At 36.3% G+C, this 21040-nt stretch carries 18 protein-coding genes; 10 read left to right on the top strand and 8 right to left on the bottom strand.

Annotated elements, in window-relative coordinates:
- Window positions 1-81: 81 nt before the first annotated feature.
- The 4 genes from AsAng_RS02140 to AsAng_RS02125 all read left to right on the top strand — a co-directional run bounded on the left by AsAng_RS02140 (window position 82) and on the right by AsAng_RS02125 (window position 5876).
- A complete protein-coding gene (locus AsAng_RS02140; protein ID WP_264791127.1) occupies window positions 82-1911 on the top strand; it encodes a hypothetical protein in 1830 nt (609 codons plus the stop codon).
- A 109-nt stretch (window positions 1912-2020) separates the two neighbouring features.
- Window positions 2021-4714: a protein kinase domain-containing protein gene (locus AsAng_RS02135; protein WP_264791126.1), complete on the top strand. Its 2694-nt coding sequence runs from the start codon at window positions 2021-2023 to the stop codon at window positions 4712-4714.
- 14 nt (window positions 4715-4728) lie between these two features.
- Window positions 4729-5187, top strand: coding sequence for a hypothetical protein (locus tag AsAng_RS02130; protein ID WP_264791125.1), 459 nt, complete (start codon window positions 4729-4731; stop codon window positions 5185-5187).
- A 47-nt stretch (window positions 5188-5234) separates the two neighbouring features.
- A complete protein-coding gene (locus AsAng_RS02125; protein WP_264791124.1) occupies window positions 5235-5876 on the top strand; it encodes an oxidoreductase in 642 nt (213 codons plus the stop codon).
- An 83-nt stretch (window positions 5877-5959) separates the two neighbouring features.
- Here the strand turns inward: AsAng_RS02125 and AsAng_RS02120 are convergent, their stop codons facing one another.
- Both AsAng_RS02120 and AsAng_RS02115 read right to left on the bottom strand, forming a co-directional pair.
- Window positions 5960-7741, bottom strand: coding sequence for an aminopeptidase P family protein (locus AsAng_RS02120; protein WP_264791123.1), 1782 nt, complete (start codon window positions 7739-7741; stop codon window positions 5960-5962).
- A 68-nt stretch (window positions 7742-7809) separates the two neighbouring features.
- On the bottom strand, window positions 7810-8820 hold the full coding sequence (locus AsAng_RS02115) for a 4-hydroxyproline epimerase (RefSeq protein ID WP_264791122.1): 1011 nt from the start codon (window positions 8818-8820) through the stop codon (window positions 7810-7812).
- A gap of 503 nt (window positions 8821-9323) precedes the next feature.
- On the opposite strand from AsAng_RS02115, the gene AsAng_RS02110 reads away from it, so the two are divergent.
- The 4 genes from AsAng_RS02110 (at window position 9324) to AsAng_RS02095 (ending at window position 13144) form a co-directional block, all read left to right on the top strand.
- Window positions 9324-11222, top strand: coding sequence for a SulP family inorganic anion transporter (locus tag AsAng_RS02110; RefSeq protein WP_264791121.1), 1899 nt, complete (start codon window positions 9324-9326; stop codon window positions 11220-11222).
- A gap of 90 nt (window positions 11223-11312) precedes the next feature.
- Window positions 11313-12026, top strand: a complete 714-nt coding sequence (locus AsAng_RS02105) for a hypothetical protein (RefSeq protein ID WP_264791120.1) — start codon at window positions 11313-11315, stop codon at window positions 12024-12026.
- Window positions 12004-12573 carry a YfiT family bacillithiol transferase gene (locus tag AsAng_RS02100; protein ID WP_264791119.1) on the top strand — a complete coding sequence of 190 codons (570 nt, stop codon included), beginning with the start codon at window positions 12004-12006 and terminating at the stop codon, window positions 12571-12573. The genes AsAng_RS02105 and AsAng_RS02100 overlap by 23 nt, the downstream gene beginning before the upstream one ends.
- 121 nt (window positions 12574-12694) lie before the next feature.
- A complete protein-coding gene (locus AsAng_RS02095; RefSeq protein WP_264791118.1) occupies window positions 12695-13144 on the top strand; it encodes a hypothetical protein in 450 nt (149 codons plus the stop codon).
- Between the two features lie 85 nt (window positions 13145-13229).
- On the opposite strand, the gene kbl is transcribed toward AsAng_RS02095, so the two are convergent.
- Together kbl and AsAng_RS02085 are read right to left on the bottom strand one after the other, a co-directional pair.
- Window positions 13230-14420, bottom strand: a complete 1191-nt coding sequence (kbl, locus tag AsAng_RS02090) for a glycine C-acetyltransferase (RefSeq protein WP_264791117.1) — start codon at window positions 14418-14420, stop codon at window positions 13230-13232.
- Between the two features lie 135 nt (window positions 14421-14555).
- A complete protein-coding gene (locus tag AsAng_RS02085; protein WP_264791116.1) occupies window positions 14556-15539 on the bottom strand; it encodes an NAD-dependent epimerase/dehydratase family protein in 984 nt (327 codons plus the stop codon).
- A gap of 341 nt (window positions 15540-15880) precedes the next feature.
- Between AsAng_RS02085 and AsAng_RS02080 the strand changes: the two genes are divergently transcribed.
- Both AsAng_RS02080 and AsAng_RS02075 read left to right on the top strand, forming a co-directional pair.
- On the top strand, window positions 15881-16708 hold the full coding sequence (locus AsAng_RS02080) for a hypothetical protein (RefSeq protein ID WP_264791115.1): 828 nt from the start codon (window positions 15881-15883) through the stop codon (window positions 16706-16708).
- A 112-nt stretch (window positions 16709-16820) separates the two neighbouring features.
- A complete protein-coding gene (locus tag AsAng_RS02075) occupies window positions 16821-17834 on the top strand; it encodes a hypothetical protein (RefSeq protein WP_264791114.1) in 1014 nt (337 codons plus the stop codon).
- A 132-nt stretch (window positions 17835-17966) separates the two neighbouring features.
- On the opposite strand, the gene AsAng_RS02070 is transcribed toward AsAng_RS02075, so the two are convergent.
- The 4 genes from AsAng_RS02070 to AsAng_RS02055 form a co-directional block, all read right to left on the bottom strand.
- Window positions 17967-18722, bottom strand: a complete 756-nt coding sequence (locus AsAng_RS02070) for a hypothetical protein (protein ID WP_264791113.1) — start codon at window positions 18720-18722, stop codon at window positions 17967-17969.
- A gap of 135 nt (window positions 18723-18857) precedes the next feature.
- Entirely contained in the window at window positions 18858-19310 is a 453-nt protein-coding gene (locus AsAng_RS02065; RefSeq protein ID WP_264791112.1) for a hypothetical protein, read from the bottom strand.
- Between the two features lie 52 nt (window positions 19311-19362).
- Window positions 19363-20157, bottom strand: a complete 795-nt coding sequence (locus AsAng_RS02060) for a class I SAM-dependent methyltransferase (protein WP_264791111.1) — start codon at window positions 20155-20157, stop codon at window positions 19363-19365.
- Between the two features lie 96 nt (window positions 20158-20253).
- Complete coding sequence (locus tag AsAng_RS02055) at window positions 20254-20946, bottom strand: hypothetical protein (protein ID WP_264791110.1); 693 nt, start codon at window positions 20944-20946, stop codon at window positions 20254-20256.
- Window positions 20947-21040: the final 94 nt, after the last annotated feature.

The following is a 21040-nucleotide window of genomic DNA, read 5'->3' as shown; positions in this document are numbered from 1 at the left end:
ATTCATTCCAATTGCATAATAATCACAAAGTAATCAGGTTGTTGTTGAATAGAATGACAAATGGAAACTTGAATTAATTTTATGCGCCAATATATCCAAAACAAACCTTTCCTTAGTAGCTTACTCCTCAATTTAGGACTCTTTTTAGTATTCTTAGGTTTATTTTATACTCGTTATGGTACAACGGATGACGTAGAGATGCAAATGGTTTTGGCAGGCAAGGGAATTATTCAAGAATCCTCTGCCAATCTTCGTTGGACACATATCTTTATTGGACAAGTGCTTTCCAGCCTCTATTCTTGGTTTCCTGATGCTCCTTGGTATGGTTGGTACCTAACCACTGCCCATTTATTGGGCATGACAGCAATTCTATATAGTATAGTACTCCTCAAATTGAGTTGGTTCCGTATTGCAACCTTTGTTGTTTGTTTTATCGTTGGCGAAACTGCTATGCTCCAAGAGCTTCAATATACCTCATCAGCACTAGTACTGGGGATGGGAGCTGTCTTTTTATTATTTAGTGCAATCTCGAATCCTGAGGACAAAAGGCGCAACTATTGGTTTTTTGCCAGTTTTTTGATGTTAATGGTTGTTGAAATGATGCGTTGGAATTCGTTTCAACTCATTGTCATTCTAGGAACGCCCTTATTATTGTATGGTATTTTCCAACAGCAACAAAAACGTTTTCTAAACCTTGTTCTTTGTACGAGTATACTAATTGCTGCTTGGGGAGTTGAACAAAGTCATTATTGGATTCAGAATCAAAATTCAGAATGGGCAGATTACAATCGTTATAAACATTCCTTAGCGGCCCATGACATTCTAGATTATAACAAACCTCAATACCAATGGACTCCTTCTTCAGCAGATGATTATTTTTATAAAGTTGGTTGGGAATACGAGGATTTAATGCTTTTTAAGCATTGGTTTTTTGCTGATTCTACGGTATTTGGAGTCAAGCAATTTAAAGCTTTGCAACAAACATTTCAAGATTGTCCTTATCCTCCAGAACATATTGAAGAACGATTGTGGCAATTTTTCATTGAATTTCCAATGAAGGATTATGTTTTTTATGGCTTTTTAATTTTGGGAGTCTGTATGATGCTTATTCGAGGTAATCGTTGGCTTTACCTATTGTTTGGAGCTAGTATTGCGCTTGTATTTTCAATTTTAGGCTTTTTATTTGTTTACAAGCATCTGCCCACTCGGGTCAGCTATCCCATGGCATTTTACTTAATTGCATTAGCTGCTTTATTTATAACCTATGACAAGGAAATACTCCGCAAAACCAAGCTTTTTACACTTGTTTTTATTAGCTTTTTAGCCCTGTCCAATATGAAAATGGTCACGCTTGAAAGCAGTAAGACCGCCTTTCAAAAAATGTATTGGTCGGCAGCCTTAGATAGCCTTAATGCTCAACCCGAACAACTGTATATTGGAGGAGGCGACTATTACATGCAAGCGGTGATGACCCCCTACCAAAGTACCAATGATTCTATGTTTATGAATTTTAATATGCTAGACTTAGGTCATTTCGCCAATTCGCCCAATCACTATAAACAATTAGAAAATTTTGGCATTAAAAATATCCATGTAGAGGCTGCTTTAGATACCAACATATATATCATTCATCGCTATGATGCTCCTTTCCTTAAATGGTACGCTAGTTTTATCTATCGGCACTACCATTTACAAATTGAGTATGACTTAGTCCGCAAAGAGGAGGATGTCAATGTAGCCGTTTATAGAATTAAGGAACAAATTAGAGAAAAGCCCAATTCTCAAGGCATTAGTTTTTCTAATATGCATGAATTTGGCTTAAGCCCTAAAGATCCAAACAAATTTGAAATAGATCCTAGCAAGCCTCAGGCAGACTATTTAGAAGATGAGGAATTTTATTTTCCGCAATAAATCCTATAGAGCAGTAACTAATCATCTAATTTTGTTCTAAGAGCGACTTTTATTCTAAAATATTCGTTAAATTAGTGTTATTCGAACAACCTTACTCAAGTAACACTCCATGGGGCTTCGCATTTATACCAAAAAGAGCAAAGAAAAGTTAAAACTCAATCCAAAACCATTCGCTAGTGGTGGCGAGGGGCTACTCTATAAAATTATAGCTCCGCTCAAATATGTTAACTTTGTGGTCAAAATTTATCATCCCAATAAATTGACAACAACCCGAGAAGAAAAAATCAACTATCTGCTCAAACACCCTCCTCTGGCATCCAATCAACAAGCTCTGGTATGGGTGCAAGATATTGTAACGGACGAACGAGGTGTATTTTTAGGCTTTATTATGCCTTTGGTAAAAGGAGAAAAATTAGAAATTTTATGTACTCCTAATTTGCCCAAAAAATTAGCCAATTCTTGGTATCGTTTCCATCCAGCAGCAAAAGATGCGCTCGATTTGCGCTTAAAGATTTGCTATAATTTGGCAGCAGCCATTCATCAAGTACATGCTTGCGAACGTTATATCTTGGTTGATTTAAAGCCCGATAATGTCATTATCAATCCAGAAGGTTTAGTTGCTTTAGTAGATTTAGATTCTGTAGAAGTAGTCGAAAATGGATACAAGCTTTTTGATGCACCTGTTGCGACCCCAGAATATACTCCTCCAGAGTATTACAAAGAAAATAAAGATTACGACCCCACACAACAACAGGCTTGGGATCGTTTTAGCCTAGCAGTTATTTTTTATAAATTATTAATGGGAGTGCATCCCTTTGCTGGAACGTTTCAGGCTCCTTATGATAATACAAATACACTGGCTCAAAAAATTGAACAAGGACTTTTTGTGCACAATCCTACGCTTAGTAAGTACAAAAAGAGTATTCCTCCCCCGCATCAAGCTTTTTTTGGTTTGGGCAATGAATTGCAAGGCTTGTTTTATGATGCCTTTGTAGAGGGAAGCATCCAACCTGCTTTGCGCCCTACGGCTCATGCCTGGTGTTCGGCAATTATGCAACATTTAGATTTGCATCGTTTTAGAGTTTTGCCTTCTAAAATGGTAACTATGCCTGTCGTTCATAAAGCACTAGATTTAATTTATCAACAACATTTTTCTCCTGATGTTTTTTTGGCAGGGCTGACAAACACAGCCCCCCCTATCTCCGATTTATTAGAGCATCCTAAATACAATCTAAGCGTTATCAAAACACTTCGGAAAATTAATTTGGCCATTTTAATATTGGGCATTACCTATGGTTGTCTTAGTATATTGGTTTATAATGAGGTAACAATGGGGTATCTTGTCCTTTTTGTTTGTCTCTTATTATCGATTGTCCTATTGAGCCTTAGTTTCTTTGATCGAAAAAATAATCAAAAAGCTTATCTTATAAAAATTTCCCTAGCTGATAACAAACAGTTTTTTCAACAACAACAAGGCATTTTTAAGGGCATTAAAGAGCATCTAGATATTTTTTGGAAACAACTTAACTCAGAATATGAAAAATTATTTCCGCTACATCTTGGCAATAAAAAAGGCAATATCCAGCAAACAATAGAGCGAATACAGCAGGAATTAGCGCAAGATTTGGATCGCCAAGATCGAACTGCACAAGAATTAATTGAATCTGAAACATTTGAATATACAGGTCTTAAGGAAAAATACAACCGTATCTTACATACGCACCCTTCTTTTTCTGCGGCTACTTCTTTGGATGCCGAGCTTTCTGCCATTGATTTTGCACAACAACAGGCAATGGAAGTTTTGCAAAAAACGGTCGGCAAAGCACTTAAAAATACCCAATTGGAATACGACCAATTGTTCGAAAAGGATCAGCGAATGTTGCTTCGTGAAGAACGTATGGCGAACAAAAAAATTGGTCAATACAAAAAACACCTTGCTTTAGCTCAAAAACAAGAAGAAAAAAAACTACTCACCAAACTCCAACGTCAATTACTGACTGACAAAGCAGTTGTTGCCAAACATATAGATACTCAACTTACTTTATTTAAAAAGGAAATTTCGACCTTCTTGGAGCAACACAACGTCACCAACCTCCAACAAATTATCGATATTAAACCACCTGGCATCGTTACTTTAGCTTCTGGAAAAAGAGTGAATATTGCACCGCTCCGTTACTATCAAATTCACGAATTGTTAGAATGGTGGATGTCTATAAAATCGGAACTTATTGAACTGCCTGAAAATCTAAAAGAACAGATTACTAAACGGTACGACAAAGATTTTCAGAATTATAAAAAACGAATAAAAAAGGAACTTTCTAACATTCAAAAAACGACCAATAATCGCAAGAAGTCCTTACAGAAAAAAGCATTAACGGCCTTAAAGCAATTAAGGGCTAAAAATGAGCCTCAGATTTTAGCACTCAAAGAAAAATATAAAGATCAAAAAGCATTTTTAAAGAAGATCTTTGAGGAGCGAGCTCAGGAAGAGCAAGAAATTCATACTCGTTATCAAAGCAAATTTGACCATGTTGTCCAAGTAGCACAAGAAAAAGTAGAACAAGCTAATTTATCCATACAAGCAAGCTATCAAAGCAATTACATTTCAGAAAAGCAATTAACAACGTACAAAAAGAATGCGCTCAAATACGATCAAGGGCTGAAACGCTTGAAGGAAGAGTATTGGCGACTTCAACAGAGTGAGCAGCGTTATAAAAGGGCAGCACAAAATGCGAGCACAGTTGATAATATTGAGTTCTCTTTACACTTAGTTCAAATGTTCTTCATCAAACCTATCAACTAATTTTGAACAGGAACATGAAATCGTATTGCTTTATTTTAATCTATAGTTGTCTATGTATTTGCTGTGTTGAGCATACGAATATAACCAGTGAGGAGCCAATTGCTACGCATTCCCTGAGTAATATAAGGGGCAAACTAAGTTTAGAAGATAGCTTATTTCAAAGTAGTCGAACACTTCAGGTCAAAGCAGTAATTATGAACCATAGTGCTCAAACCTTGAAACTCAATAGCAGAGTACTGAACGATCCTATCTTAGCGCTTAATGTATTGAACCAACAAGGGCAACGAATGCCGACCATCCCCCCTAGCCTCCCTCCTACAGAAAAAGAAGTAAAATCGATCCTTATAAAATCAATGGAAACATATCTAATTTCCTATAATTTACATATTTTTAGTCCACCACTCCCCAAGGGATATTATACCATACAAATGAAAAATATGCCTTCTAACAACGTCCATTTTGAAATTCGCTAATATTGTATCATCTTTAGTCGAATGAAAATCACACAATTTATCAAAATATGAGTAAAAAAACAGCTATAATCATTGGTGCTTCTGGCTTAGTCGGACAAGAGTTGACACAACAATTGACGGTAGACGATCGCTATGAAAAAATCATTGCTTTGGTTCGAAAACCGTTAGATATAGATCACGATAAAATAGAAGAAGTTAAATATGATTTTGACTGGCCCAATGCTGACTTAGTAATGGGAGATGAACTGTTCTGTTGCCTAGGCACGACCATCAAAGCCGCAGGTTCTCAGGCTGCCTTTAGAAAAGTAGATTATGACTATGTCTTAGAAACGGCAAAAATTGCATTGGCTAATGGCACCAAAAAGATGACCATGATTTCCTCCATTGGAGCTGATAAAAATTCTAAGGTTTTTTATAGTCGAGTAAAGGGAGAAATTGAAGCAGCCCTTCATGAATTGGACTTTGAGGCCTGCCATATTTTACGACCTTCTTTGCTAATGGGTTCTCGTAACGAATTGCGGATGGGAGAATTAGTAGGCAAATTTGCAATGACCGCTTTTTCTTTTGCGATTCCCAACAAGTACAAAGGCATAGAAAGCAAGCAGGTAGCCAAGGCAATGATTGTTGCCATTAATTCCGAAAAAAAAGGCGTTCAAATCTTAGAATCAGACGATTTGTTAGCCGTCTAAAAAATAAAAACCTTCTGAGGGCTATCGATTTTCATTTTCGAACCTCAGAAGGTTTTTATTTTGCGCTTATTTAACAATCAAATTTATCCAATTGCTTGGCATTTTTTCCACAACCATGCCCTAGCCTCTTCTTCCAAAGCAGGAGCAATAGAAGCATAGACTCGTTCATGATAAGCATTTAACCAAGCTATTTCGGCTGGCAACATCAAAGACAAATCAATCAATTTGGTCTCAATTGGAAACAAAGTAATGGCTTCAAAGCTCAAAAAGTCGCTATTTTTATCCGATGGTACACAAAGTATTAGATTTTCAATACGAATACCATATTCTCCTGTTTTATAAAAACCAGGTTCGTTGGAAGAAACCGTTCCAGCTTCTAGCGCCGTAGACCCTCTCAATGTTGTTGTACTTTCTGCAAAACCTTGTGGTGGTTCATGCACCCTCAAAAAGAAACCTACTCCATGCCCTGTTCCATGCCCATAGTTTAGACCATTGTTCCACAAATTCATTCTAGCCAATACATCCAATTGCACCCCTGTTGTTCCCTTAGGGAAATGAGCCGTTTGTAAGGCAATATTTCCTTTTAACACCAAGGTATAATGCTTTTTTTGTTCTTCTGTTGGATCATCAAAACAAACCATTCTAGTAATATCGGTCGTTCCATCCAGATATTGCCCACCGCTATCAATCAAGAGCATTCCCTCGTTTTTGATGGTCGCACAGGTTGCTTCCTCAGCACGATAATGCACAATAGCACCATTCCCTTTATATCCGACAATAGCCCCAAAACTATCCCCTTTGTAGAGCGCTTGCTGGCTTCTAAAATTGCTTAGTTTTTTAGCCACCTCTGTTTCTTTCAATTCCTCTGTTTGGACGGTTTCTTCCAGCCATTTAAAAAAGTGGGTGAGCGCAACGCCATCTTTTACCATAACCGACCTAAAATGGGCAATTTCCGTATCATTTTTGACGGCCATCATCGGCATAATAACAGATTGTTCTGCAATAATAGTAGCCTGAATAATAGATTCGAAAGCCCAGCTAAAATTTCCTTTGTCTACATAGATGCTATTTTGAGGAGCAATTTGCTTAAGAGCGGCTCCTATGGTATGATAATCTTGAAGCCTAATTCCTGATTTTGCTAAATTTTCCTTTAATAACGTTGGTATCTTGTGGTCTTGCACAAAAAGAACGACATCATCTTGATTGACCAATAAATAGGACAAAACAACAGGCGTATAATCAATGTCCCAAGCTCGAATATTGAGCAACCAAGCAATTTCATCCAAACCGCTTATAAAATAATGTTGCGCTCCTTTTTGCTCCATAAAAGCACGTATTTGCTTCAACTTATCGTCTCTATGGACACCTGTATATTTTACCTCATGCTCATAAGCAGTTGTATCAGGCAATGCAGGGCGATCTAACCAAATTTTATTGGTAATGCCTTCTATGTCTTTTATGACAATATTTTTGTTTTGACAATAAGACTTTAGATAAGCAATTTGCTGGATAGAAAACAAGCTTGCTTCTACCCCTATTGTTGCTTTAGCAGCCAATAAATCCGTCAACCAACTTACATGTTCTGGGGCATGCTGTACTTGCTGCTTGTGCAAAACAATTCCTGTATCTTTTAATTCTACCTCTGCCTGCAAAAAATACCGTGAGTCAGTCCATAATGCTGCATAATCCGCCAATACAACCAACAACCCTGCCGAGCCTGTGAAACCAGAAAAATAGGTTCTATTTTTCCAATAATCTGCCACATACTCACTCTGATGAGGGTCATTAGCAGGAATAATCATGGCATCAACCCCTGCTGCTACCATTTCTCTTCTTAGTGCCTGTATTCTTTCTTTTATTGTCATTTTATATCTATGATTTGAATTCTTTGATAAAAACATTAATTGAAGTTATTAATTTAAGCCCCCCTGTACTAAACTACCGAGAATCCTTCAACATAGGGGTCTTCTTCTTCCAAAATCAATTGGTTATACCCCATTACTCGTGCCCAGCCTTCAATACTAGGAACAATTGCCTTTGTCTCACCAAGCATTATTTCTTCTTCTATTCGCCCTATAAACTTAGAGCCAATGATGCTTTCGTGTACAAACTCTTCTCCTTTTTTTAGTAATCCTTTTGCATACCATTGCGCCATTCTAGCCGAAGTGCCCGTTCCACAAGGTGATCGATCAATTGCTTTATCGCCATAAAAAACCGCATTTCTAGCCGTTGCCTCTTGCGACAAAGTAGCTCCTGTCCACAAAATATGACTTAATCCATTAATCGTTGGGTTTTCTGGATGTACAAAGTCATGTTCTGCATTTAGTTTTTCTCGGATTTCTCGGCTCCAAGTTACTAATTGGGCAGCAGTATAGTTCTCTAAGCCTTTAAAATTTTCTTGCGGGTCAATGATGGCATAAAAATTTCCTCCATAAGACACATCTACCGATAACGTTCCTAAATCGTCACATTCAACTAGAATTCCCTCCTTAGCCAAAAAAGAAGGTATATTTTTGAGCTTAACAGAAGTTACCTTGCTTCCTTCTTGTTTATAATCAATTAATACCAAGCCCGCAGGGGCTTCCATCCTAACCTTTCCTGGTGTTTTGGGAACAACAAGCCCCTCCTCTATCGCCACTGTAATCGTTCCAATTGTCCCATGCCCACACATTGGTAAACAACCACTTGTTTCTATAAATAAAATCCCAAAGTCATTTTCTGGATCAGATGGAGGATACAATATACTGCCTGACATCATATCGTGTCCACGGGGCTCAAACATCAAGCCTCTACGTATCCAATCATAGTGTTTTAGAAAATACTGTCGTTTTTCTGACATAGAATCGCCCTTTAGTTCTGGTCCCCCCTCTCGCACAACTCGCACAGGGTTGCCGCAAGTATGGGCATCTATACAGTCAAAGATTTTTCTACCTTCTAATTTCATTTTGTAGTGTTTTTATACGAACGTTAAACCAACCTTTTTCTTTTATGGTGTTCATCCCTTTTTGAAAAGAAAAGGTCTATTAATAATTATTTTTTCACTCATACTTTTTATGCCCGCACTTAATAGTGAATTGGTATAGTTAAAAGTAGCATTTTTTTATTGATCTGCCTTGTCTCTTTGTCATAATTGGAGCTAAGATTAATTTCTCTTTTTGCCTTGCTCGCTTCTTTAATCCTTTTACTTCCTTAAAATCAAGCAACCAATAAACATCTAATAATTATCACAAAATAACAGGCAAAGATTAGAACGACTTGCTGCTCCACACAATTTACTTCCTTAGAGAGTTGAAAAAGAACGATGTTTTTTATAAATTTATAATCTATAGATTCGCCTAAATCAAACAACTAAATAGATCTAGAACAGCATTATTTAACACCTGATACAAGGCTATAAATCTAATTTTACACTCCTCATTTTTATATCATCTACTAACTCTTATTACGATGAAATTTGGTTTTGACTTTAAACACTTTAAAGGGGATTTATTCGGTGGGTTAACCTCTGGAATTGTAGCATTGCCACTAGCTCTAGCTTTTGGTGTTCAATCTGGCATGGGGGCAACAGCTGGTTTATATGGAGCTATATTTATTAGTTTTTTTGCGGCACTATTTGGGGGCACCAATACACAAATATCGGGTCCGACAGCTCCTATGACTGCTGTAAGTATGGTCATTATTGCAGGTATTACAGCAGCTAACGATGGAGACTTAGGCAAAGCCTTGCCCTATATTCTAATGGTCTTTCTATTATCTGGTTTGATACAAGTTCTATTAGGTCTGCTAAAAGTAGGGCAATACATTCGCTATATTCCCTATCCTGTTATATCTGGTTTTATGACAGGAATTGGTGTGATTATTTTAATCACTCAAATATTACCAACATTGGGTTATTATCCCAAAGAGGACATTAGTTTTTTGAATGAATTTAAGCCTCAGGCCCAAGAAATCATTCTAGAAAAAATCTTAAGAGAAAAAGCCGCTGATGATGTTTTAGTATTGGAAGATTTTAAAGAAACTATCAATAGAGCAGCAGAAATTACAGATACGCAAATTATGAAAGAGGCTGCTGTCTTGGCAGCCGCAGATGCTTCTGGCGTACTTGGTGCACTAAAACTACTACCAAGAGCGGCACAAAACATCAATTATATCAATCTATTTCTAGCCTTACTAACCATTCTAATTATATATGGGTTTAAGACCATAACCACTGCTGTTCCAAGTAGTCTTGTGGCACTGTTAGGGGTATCGTTGGGAGCTTATTTTGGATTGGGAGAAGACAACTATCGAGCCATTGGTACCATACCTAGTGGTTTTCCCATTTTTTATAGCAATGTGTTTTCTGAATTTAGTTGGAGCCAGATTAGTCCCTATATTTTTACAGCGATTTCTTTGGCTGCTTTGGGGGCAATTGATTCCCTCTTGACTTCTATTGTTGCCGACAATATGACGAAGACAAAACACAACCCCAACCAAGAACTAGTTGGGCAAGGTATTGGAAACTCCATTGCAGCGCTATTTGGAGGAATTCCTGGCGCAGGTGCAACGATTCGTACTGTTGTTAATATCAACTCTGGTGGTAAAACCAAACTATCGGGAATGATCGCAGGGCTTTTACTCTTGGTTGTTTTGCTTGCATTGGGACAATTGGCTTCTAAAATTCCTGCTGCTGTTTTAGCTGGTATTTTGATTACGGTTGGAATTGGCGTTATGGATTACAAAGGGCTGCGTCATATTTTTCAATTGCCCGTAGCAGAAGTTATTGTAATGTTTACTGTTTTGGGGCTTACTATATTTGTAGGGCTTATTCAGGCTGTTTTAGTCGGTCTTATTTTGTCTTCTATTTTATTTATGAAAAAAATATCTGATGTTGTTGACCATCGTACCAATACTGCTCCATTAAAAGAATTTTCACGAGAAATTATGTGGCAAGATGAAGCTGATCTTATTCATCAAATTGGCGATAAAATATATATCAAACATCTGGATGGTCCTTTATTTTTTGGTTTTGCCTCTCGTTTTCAAGATATGATTAATGCCTTACCCGATGTCCAAATTGTAATTATTCGCATGGACAGGGTTCCTTATGTTGATCAATCGGGCTTGTATGCAATGGAAGATGCGCTTATCACGCTCCAAGATCAGGACATAAAAGTTTGTTTTACGGGACTCAGTGGGCAACCCTTAGATATTTTTGAGCGCTTTAATCTTATTCCTAGCTTGGTTGAACAACAATACTCCTTTAAAAACTTTGAGGAGTGTGCCCAATGGATAAAAGAATCTATTCCTTTTGAACATCAAAATATATCTAATCCTATTGCAAATAATCATACAACGAAGGAATAAGTAGCATTTGAATCCACAGTTGATAACTTGATTCGTTTGTAAGGTACTTACACTAGCCCCAATTGAAACTAAACCTTTAATAATGACTTTATGAAATATATTGCATTTCTTATCCTTTTCCCTACTTTTTGTTTGGCTCAAACAGTAGGCAATCTAAAACCTTATTATTTTCCTTATTCTAATTTTTTTCAACCCAAAACTTATAAATACGTCAATGCCAACAATCCTAACGACATTTTGTACTGGCATATGCAAACCAAAATTGTCAATAACGACACGCTTTTTACAACTACTATTTTTGATCAAGATTTTTATCCATTAGAAATTCTAGTAGAAAAAATAAGTACTCAAGGTGCTAGGCTAGAGAAGTACAAGCTTGCTATTTCGGGAATAATGACCGATAGTCGCCTGATTCACAAAGATGTTTTTCAATGGCAACAAGCTAAAGATAGCCCTATCAAATGGTCTGCTCTTTACAAGAGCCCTTTTGGAAAAGAGAGTATTCGGAAAAGGAGAACTTTTTTAAAGACTACTAAAGAGTTTACCTTTCAAAAAGAGACGTATAAAACGATTTTGTTTAAAGATTCTTTTAGGCATAGCCTCAATAATGGTGAAGAAATTCATACGATTGACTTCGATCAAGAAACCAGCTATGCTTTGGGAATTGGCTTAGTTGCCTATCAAAGAAAAAGGGCTAAAGGAAAGACAATGCATTATCAACTAAAAAAAATTATCAATCAAAAAAGCTGGATCAAATTAAAACAAAATCCTAGCGCTGTTTATGAACCAATTAAACGAACCTAATAAGATGCCGACACTAGAACAACTCAAATTTCCAATTGGAGAATTTGTTAGACCTTCTACCATTACTCCTACAATAATCAGTCAATGGATTGAGGACATTAGAGACTTCCCCCATCGTTTGGAGGAAATTCTAGTGGGCTTAACAACAACGCAAATCAATTGGAAATATCGCCCGAATGGTTGGACGATAAAACAGGTCGTTCATCACTGTGCAGATAGCCATATCAATAGCATCATTCGCTTTAAATTAGCCTTAACAGAAGATACGCCTACCATTCGCCCCTATTGGGAAGACCGATGGGCTGAACTAAGCGATTCCTTAGAAGATGACCTTAGTGATTCTTTATTATTAATAAAGGGCTTGCACAGCAAATGGAGCAAACTACTCACTCGGCTTAGCAATACAGAACTCGAACGCAGTTTTGTTCACCCTGAGCATGGCAAACATTTTTCATTAAAAGAAAATATTGGAATTTATGCTTGGCATTGCAGGCATCATTTAGCCCACATTCAACAAGCAATCCATTCCAATGGCTCATTTAATTAGATTCTTTGACTATTCTGGAAGAAAACTTTCTATCTTAGGCCCCTTTAAAATAGGTCTTGTGGAATAATACAACATTGAACTAGAGTGAACGAAATACTCTTTTCAAAAAAACAAAACAGCAATGAATCAACTGATTAAAGAAAGAAAAGAAAAATTAGAGCAATTTGTCCAAGAAAGCCATCCTGTTATTATTGACTTTGCAGAGCGTCTTAATCAAAGTGATCCTTCTTCTATTTTATTGGATCAGCAAAAAACTAGCTATTTTTTGGGGACAGTAGATGAGTTTATGCGAGAAGAACCCGTGGATGAAGAAACAAGTCTTTGGGTTTCGGTGCGCATTGGCTACCTCATTGGGGAATACCTCATACAAAAATACAGCGGTCATTGGGGAGTCAATGAAAATCCAGATTCGCCCCAATATGGTCATTATGTTGTCTTTGCGCTTTCTCCTAGTAACGATCAAAAAGCATATCCTATAGACCCATTTGAAGCAGCCAATGAGTTTGTAAATCAGGAACCTGATCGAGATTTAATTTCTTTGATTGATGAGATTGAAGCACTCCTTGTCTAAAATAAATAGCCCACTAATTTTTGTATAGAGATCAAAAATTAGCGGGCTATTGCACTTTTGAAGCAAAAACTTCAACCAATCATTTTTATTTTATTACGCCCAACTCTTTTCCAACTTTTGTAAAAGCAGCAACTGCCTTTTCGAGGTGATGACGATCATGTCCTGCCGAAATTTGTACTCGAATACGAGCTTTTCCTTTAGGCACAACTGGATAATAAAACCCAATGACATAAATTCCTTCGTCCAATAATTTATCAGCCATCTGTTGAGACAAGACCGCATCATACAACATAATCGGTACGATTGGATGATCCCCAGCTATAATATCAAAACCTGCTTCGGTCATTTTTTCTCGGAAAAACAAGGTATTTTCTTCCAATTTATCACGAAGTGCCGTGCTCTTAGTTAAAATATCCAATACTTTTATAGATGCTCCCACAATTGAAGGAGCGACAGTATTTGAAAACAAATAAGGGCGAGAGCGTTGGCGCAGCATGTCAACAATTTCTTTGCGAGCAGCCGTAAACCCACCAGAGGCTCCCCCTAGTGCTTTTCCTAATGTTCCTGTAATAATGTCAACTCTTCCCATTACGTCCCTATACTCATGTACTCCACGCCCCGTTTTGCCCAAGAATCCAGTAGAATGACATTCATCAATCATCACCAAGGCATCATATTGGTCGGCCAAGTCACAAATTTTATCCAACTGAGCAATCGTTCCATCCATAGAAAAAGAACCATCGGTAACAATTAGACGACGGCGAGCCCCTTGAGCAGCTTTTAATTGTTCCTCCAAATCTGCCATATTATTGTGTTTGTAACGATAACGAGCAGCTTTACACAAACGAATCCCATCAATAATAGAAGCGTGATTCAATTCATCAGAAATAATAGCATCCTCTTTGTGCAAGATTGGTTCAAAAACACCTCCATTAGCATCAAAAGCAGCAGCATAAAGAATCGTATCTTCCATACCCAAAAAATCTGCAATCTTTTGCTCTAGTTCCTTATGAATATCCTGTGTTCCACAAATAAAACGTACCGAAGACATTCCATAACCATGCGTATCAATAGCTGCTTTTGCTGCCTCAATCACCTCAGGATGAGAAGACAAGCCCAAATAATTATTGGCACAAAAATTAATCACCTCTGCACCAGTATCTGTCTTAATATCAGCTGCTTGAGGAGTTGTAATTACACGCTCTTCTTTATAAAGTCCAGCGTCCTTTATTTCTTGTAGTTCTTCTGCTAAAGAAGATTGAACATTCTTAAACATAGTGTGTCAGTTATAAAATTAATACTTCGTGCAGTGTTACAAGCAACATCACATTATCAATCCATCAAATATGATTTTAACGAAGTAATGAAAATAGAAATTTTGCAAAAAACTCCCCAATTGATCAATTAGGTTTTATAGAAACATTTTTTCATCGTATTCTGAAGATCCCGACTTATAAATTCTTTTTAGATTCACAATCATATCTTCTACCATTGCTGGCAAATCGTATCTTTCTTGCCAGCCCCAATCGTTGCGAGCATAAGTATCGTCCATGCTTTCTACCCAAGATTCTGCAATTTGCTGACGAAAATCAGGTTTGTAGCTAATCTGAAAATCGGGAATATGTTTTTTGATTTCACTGGCTAACTCTTCAGGAGAAAAACTCATTGCTCGTACATTATAACCATAATGCATGGATAGTTTTTCTACAGGTGCCTCCATTAGCTCCATAGTAGCCCGAATAGCGTCAGGCATATACATCATCGGCAAATGAGTGTCACTTTCTAAAAAACACTCAAAAGCCTCTCCTTTTACCGCTTTATGAAAAATATCTACAGCATAATCTGTTGTTCCACCTCCTGGTAAAGATTGATAACTAATTAAGCCAGGGTAACGAAGCGAACGAACATCCACTCCAAATTTTTTGAAATAATATTGAGCGAGGTGTTCTCCAACTTCTTTGGTAATGCCATACATGGTTTCAGGCTGAAGCACCGTGAATTGTGGCGTTGCCTTTCTAGGAGTTTGTCCTCCAAAAACAGCAATAGAACTAGGAAAATAAATTTTATCTAATTGCTCTTGGCGAGCGACCTCTAATACATTAAACAAACCATTCATGTTCACATCCCAAGTCTGGCGAGGATTTTGCTCTCCTTTGGCTGAGAGCAATGCGGCAAGATGGTATATTTGAGTAATCTTATGTTTTTTGACAATTTCGAACAAACGTTCTCCATCTAAAATATTTAGCTTTTCAAAGTGTCCAATAACACTTTTTCTAGGCTGATTAATATCTGAAGTTATCACATTTGCAATTCCATAAACATCTCTCAAGGCATGGCTTAATACGGTGCCAATCTGCCCTTCTGAGCCGATTACCAAAATTTTATCTGCACTCATTACTAGTTGTAGTTTTTTATTTTTAGGTAAAGTAGTTTTGCATCCGATTTTTGGTTGTTCAAATATCCACTTTTTTGGTTAAATACCTTATATAATCAAGATAAAAAGATGCACGAAGATATAAGACTCAAAAAAAATTACAAAGTATCTCTTATTTTTGTTCTAGAATTGTGTGCTCTATGTATCTAAGCAACGTTTAGAATACTTCATTAAATCTAAATGCAGAGCAAAAAACATGAATGAACCATTTAAATGATGGATCTGCTTAAAACGATGGATTTGTTCACTATCTTCATGTTTTAGTTGGACCTACTTTTACTAAAAAACAATGATCTAACATCATGAAATATATTTATTCCTTTTTATTTATTTTTCTTTTTATCAGTGATAATTTTGCTTGTAGTGCAGCCTATCAATATAGTTTATTTCCATTGGGCAGTAGTATGGGACAGGTCATCGTCTTAGAGATGGAAATGAATCGCTATTTGTCCAACCCTAGCAACCAGATGATGCAAATGGGTGGCGGTCGCCCTTTTGATAATACCCCTGCTATTGAGGTAAGATGGAAAGGAACGCTAAAAGTTTGCACCTACCAAATGGGCGAATTGATTCTAAATCAAGAGCTTGGTGCTATCGATATTTTAGACACCGATTATGAAGAAGCTTTGCTCCCCTATTTTCAAAAGGCCTATGAAGTCGCTTACAGCTTGCCAAATTTTGAAACGGCAGTCTTAGAAAACGTCGGCTACTGTCATTACGATAGAAGTTGCGACTTTATGACCTTGACGATTGATACGCAAGATGTAAAATTTTATGCCAGTTCTAATGAAGAAGGTTATCAAGATAAAAAATGCTCTGTTCCTTTTGCTGAAGAAGCCTTGCTAAAAGTTGAAAAGAAAACCAAGATAAAATTTACAGATTTTAATAATATTGATAAAGAATTTCAAGTTGATTTTTTCAGGCTTTGGAGCCCTCAGACTGTACGCCGCTATCGTATTGGAGATCAAATCATTCAGGTTTTTACAATAGGTAGAGGTAATAAGAGTCGTTATAGCGAAACCAAAGAAGATAAGTGGAAAACACCTGTTCTAGAAAGCATCGAACATTACATAAAAGGTAAGGATGTTCTTTTTCATGGGCAACGTTTTGATTTTCTGCAACTTTTATAGTCTAAAACTGGCTTTTTATCCTTCCTTTTAAGAATAGAATTTCTAAAAATCATCACTTTATATATGAAGTTCTTTATCTTTATGTTTTTATAAACATTTATTGCCCATACAAATGACAGATTCAGCACAAACACCCAATCAACCTCCTAGTTCTCAACCTCAGGATACTCCTCCTAAAAAAGAGCAGAACAAAAAGCTCTGGGCTTTACTGCTTCTATTGTTCATTATCTTGGCTGCTGGGACTTATTATGCTTTCTCAAACAATAAGACCCAACAAGAAAAAGTTATCACGCTAGAGCAAGCGGCCTATCAATCGGATAGTTTATACAATGAACTAAAAAGAGAATTGGCCATTTATAAACAAGAGAACGAAGAATTATACGCACAAATCGCTCAAAAAGAGTCCGAATTAGAAACGCAATATTCTAAAATTAAACGCTTAATAGATCAGGCTAAACGAGATCAGTCGGCTCGTAAAAAAATTGAATTAAAACTCAAAAACTTAGGTGCTGAACTCGCTAATATGCGCCAATATGTTGAGGAGCAAACCTTGGATTTAGAAGAATTAAGGGTCGAAAATCGTCGTTTAAAAAAAGAAAAGGAATTGCTCGACAAAAAATATGCTGAAGAATTAGCAGAACGAGAACGCCTAGCCAAACAAGGAAGCGAATTGCAAACGACCAATGACGAACTAAACAAAAAACTCAATACCGCCTCTGTTTTGCAAACAACCAATGTTCATGCTAAGGGCTTGCGTATTAGAAACAATGGCGAACGAAAAGGCATCAATTTTGCCAAACGAACAGAATTGGTTGAAGTTTGTTTTGACATTGTTAAAAATGAAGTTTGCGAACCTGGTGCGAATCGATTCTATTTACGGATGATTGATCCTAGTGGTGCTGTTGTTAGCGACCCCAATCGAGGTTCTGGCAAATTAACTTTATTTGGCGATAGCGAGGCAATTAGCTACACTACCAGCAAAATTTTTGACTATAATCCCTCTGTTAAAAATCTTTGTATGGAGTGGCATGCTTATCCTACTACTCCTTTTCGAGCTGGGGTTTATCGTATTGAACTCTACAACAAAGGCCGCAAAGTTGGTACGTATAATTTCACGACAAAATAAATTACTTCAAAAAAATAAAGAATTAGAGCGATTGCAGCTAGCTGCAATCGCTCTAATTCTTTATCCTATACTTAATAAATTTAGGCCATATAAGTGCGCTAAAAATCTTAGTAAATTTAGCACATAATCCATTTACAGACCTATCCCTCCTCCTTTACCAGTTCCCATTTTTTGCTCAATCTCCTCCTTAAACTCATCCATTGTTTTTTTAGCATAAGAATTTGGAATATCAAACGTTTCTTTATCTAGTGATTTCTTAAGAATATCCACTGCCATGATCTTTACCAACACGCCCTCAATTTCTATCTCAAAACCTAAAGGAAAACCTTCTATGTTTCCCAGCGTTTTTTCGACCTGAGAAAGTGCTACTGGACGAAGTTTGTTGGTCAAATAAACCGTTAATTTATCATTCACCCCTGTTCCCATAGCAACCTCTGCTTTGTAACAAGGATATTTAGCAATCTTTTTTTTCTTGTTTTTAAAATACTCAACTTTTACCTCTTTTTCAGGAGCTTGGTTTTTATTTTTTGTTTTTTTGAGCTGTTTAAAAATATCGCTATTCTCATCAATTGAAACGGCTGTTTTCTCATAAAACGAAGGCACATCCATCAACAACGTCAATAAATCCTCCTTGATATTATTAATGATCTGGAAGTTAGCCATTCCCCCCATAATAGAGACATCCATCTTGGAATCTTCTCCCTTTAAATATAAATTAATAATAGAGTTATTTACAAATTGAGAGACTTCTGGCGCCCCCTCTATTTCAATTTGGTATTTAATGACTCCTTCATTAAAATTTGCTGCCTTTTTTTTCTGAGCAAAAGAAGAAGTTATGGAACCCAAACATATAATCAACACCAATAAAACATTCGCTGTAAATTTCATATATCTTGTATTTTTGTTAAGGAAGTTGTTCAACGTTTTAAGTGAGCAGATCCAAAAACAAATCTAGAAGATATGCAGAGGTTACATTAGAAACGTCTTACCTTCAGAATCTTTTACTAAATAAGTAAAAGTCATTTATTTTTGATCACTCCAAGCTACAGTCGATATTTTCCATATCCTATTTACTTTGACAAATTGAATGGTTTTCATCCCTTTGGATTCAAAATAAACTCCATTTAATCTACCCGATTTTTGATAGAAACTAAACCGCTGTGCAATATTTTCAAATATTTGGGTTTTACTTGAAATTTCACCTTCACTAAAATCTGTTAAAGTCCCATCCGATAATATTTTTTCTCGTGGAACAATAAAACCATCTAAATCAAAAACCGCTGGGGTTCCTGTTGTATTATTGATTATTATTCCATTAGAGATAAATAACTCTTTAAGCTGCTTTAGGTTTGGAACTTTTTCATTTTTGTTCGTAAATACATCAAAAAAAGCAGCTGTTATTTTATCAATTTTATTTTTATCTTGGTTATTATTAAAAGAAGGGAATACACCATCATCCATAGTATTGGTTGACAATTTTAGATTTTTTTACGATTGAATTCAGTTAAAATTGGAGCCTATATATCGGTTATTTTTTTGTTGCTTTAATGGCATAAACCATTGGGATTTTGTCTTCTAAGTGTTTAATTCTATGCTTTTTGGGTGCAAACTCTACCGTATTTCTAAAACAAGCATAAGGTGAATAGTCAAATTCATCCAAGCTATTAATTTCAAGCCCATTTTTCAACAAACTATTAACGACTTCACTAATGCTGTGATTCCAAGTTACATATTCTTGGCTAATGGCTGCATTTCTATCGGCGTAAGTTCCATCCTCTGATTCAATAATAGCTCCTGAATTAAAATAATTGTATTGTATCTTTTGGAAATCATCATCAAACATCCAAACAACAGGGTGAAATTCAACAAAGATAAATTGACCACTGGGTTTCAAAAAACGATGAACTATTTTTGCCCATTTATCCATATCGGGTAACCATCCAATTGTACCGTAACTGGTATAAACAATATCAAATTGTCCTTCCAAATGATTGGGTAAATCGTAAAGGTCACAACAAATAAAAGTCGTTGATACTCCCGTTTGTTCTGAGAGTTGAATGGCACTATTAATTGCTTTATCAGATAAGTCTATTCCTGTACATATAGCTCCTAATCGTCCCAAAGAAATGGTGTCTTGCCCAAAATGACATTGTAGATGCAAAATACGTTTACCTTTTACATCGCCAAGCAAATTTAATTCGATTTCATTTAGTGACAAATTTCCCTTTAGGAACCCATCAAGATCATAAAAATCAGATTTTAAATGCGTATCTGTTCTATTATTCCAAGATTGTCTATTGATTGCTATATAATCCTGTTCCACGTTTAGTTTTAATTCTTTGTTCTATAGTAGGCATTTAGAGTAGTATACTCTATTTGTCTCCAAAATGTTATCAAAATCGGCTATTTTATTAGTTCCTTAACGATTTTTTTCAATTTCTTTTTGAGCCGTTTTTTCTAGATTTTCTAAAGTAGTCAACTGATAATCACTAGGAATAGTCAGCGAAAAAGCAGCATCACTAGGCGTTCTAGCACTTACCTTTTCAGCCATTATTTTAACGGTTGTTCCATCTTTTCGAACAATAATCCCTAGGGGAAAACCTTTAATTTCACCAATCAAGAGTTGCGCAAAAGGATCTCCTTTGGGCTTTATTTTACTGGTGATGTATAATACAATATTTGCCCCTGATTTTTTGTCTTTCATCAAAACCTTTTGGCAAGAATAGCCTGCAATCGTTTTAGTATCATCGGTTAAACGCATAGGATTCTCACCAATCTGAGTTAACTCTTTTTCTGCTTCTTCAAACTTGCTCTTTTCTAATTTAACAGCCTTTTTTTCACCCAAAACATCCATCAAAGATAAGCCAGATTCAGATTGGTGATCTGCAACAAGACTTACCGTATTGGTTCCACCAGCTACCTTGGCAACAGCCTTGGTTTTTTGCCCTTTGAAGGCAATTTCTAAGGACGATCCCATTGTCAAAAAAGCAGCCGCTGGCTCATCGCTATCTACACTTATCGAATAATTGATATAACCATCTGATAAGGTAGATTGCGCTTGTGAATAACTCATGCTAATTAGCATCAAAAATGCAATTGAAAAAAAAGACATATTGTATAAGTTTATTAGACTTCTTCTAGCATTAGATAGCATTAGAAAAAGTCTATCTTTTTATAAAAAATAAATACATGATTGATTAAATCAA

Origin of the sequence: Aureispira anguillae (genome assembly GCF_026000115.1) — a bacterium.
Taxonomy (GTDB): Bacteria; Bacteroidota; Bacteroidia; order Chitinophagales; family Saprospiraceae; genus Aureispira; species Aureispira anguillae.
This window is presented reverse-complemented; position numbering and strand designations above follow the sequence as displayed.

Bases quoted from the DNA above. Each gene is read 5' to 3' on its own strand.
- AsAng_RS02105 (WP_264791120.1), top strand. From the start codon at position 11,313: ATGAAATATATTGCATTTCTTATCCTTTTCCCTACTTTTTGTTTGGCT.
- AsAng_RS02055 (WP_264791110.1), bottom strand. From the start codon at position 20,946: ATGTCTTTTTTTTCAATTGCATTTTTGATGCTAATTAGCATGAGTTAT.
- AsAng_RS02120 (WP_264791123.1), bottom strand. From the start codon at position 7,741: ATGACAATAAAAGAAAGAATACAGGCACTAAGAAGAGAAATGGTAGCA.
- AsAng_RS02140 (WP_264791127.1), top strand. From the start codon at position 82: ATGCGCCAATATATCCAAAACAAACCTTTCCTTAGTAGCTTACTCCTC.
- AsAng_RS02135 (WP_264791126.1), top strand. From the start codon at position 2,021: ATGGGGCTTCGCATTTATACCAAAAAGAGCAAAGAAAAGTTAAAACTC.
- AsAng_RS02100 (WP_264791119.1), top strand. From the start codon at position 12,004: ATGAACCAATTAAACGAACCTAATAAGATGCCGACACTAGAACAACTC.
- AsAng_RS02085 (WP_264791116.1), bottom strand. From the start codon at position 15,539: ATGAGTGCAGATAAAATTTTGGTAATCGGCTCAGAAGGGCAGATTGGC.
- AsAng_RS02110 (WP_264791121.1), top strand. From the start codon at position 9,324: ATGAAATTTGGTTTTGACTTTAAACACTTTAAAGGGGATTTATTCGGT.
- AsAng_RS02080 (WP_264791115.1), top strand. From the start codon at position 15,881: ATGAAATATATTTATTCCTTTTTATTTATTTTTCTTTTTATCAGTGAT.
- AsAng_RS02075 (WP_264791114.1), top strand. From the start codon at position 16,821: ATGACAGATTCAGCACAAACACCCAATCAACCTCCTAGTTCTCAACCT.
- AsAng_RS02125 (WP_264791124.1), top strand. From the start codon at position 5,235: ATGAGTAAAAAAACAGCTATAATCATTGGTGCTTCTGGCTTAGTCGGA.
- AsAng_RS02130 (WP_264791125.1), top strand. From the start codon at position 4,729: ATGAAATCGTATTGCTTTATTTTAATCTATAGTTGTCTATGTATTTGC.
- AsAng_RS02095 (WP_264791118.1), top strand. From the start codon at position 12,695: ATGAATCAACTGATTAAAGAAAGAAAAGAAAAATTAGAGCAATTTGTC.
- AsAng_RS02070 (WP_264791113.1), bottom strand. From the start codon at position 18,722: ATGAAATTTACAGCGAATGTTTTATTGGTGTTGATTATATGTTTGGGT.
- kbl (WP_264791117.1), bottom strand. From the start codon at position 14,420: ATGTTTAAGAATGTTCAATCTTCTTTAGCAGAAGAACTACAAGAAATA.
- AsAng_RS02115 (WP_264791122.1), bottom strand. From the start codon at position 8,820: ATGAAATTAGAAGGTAGAAAAATCTTTGACTGTATAGATGCCCATACT.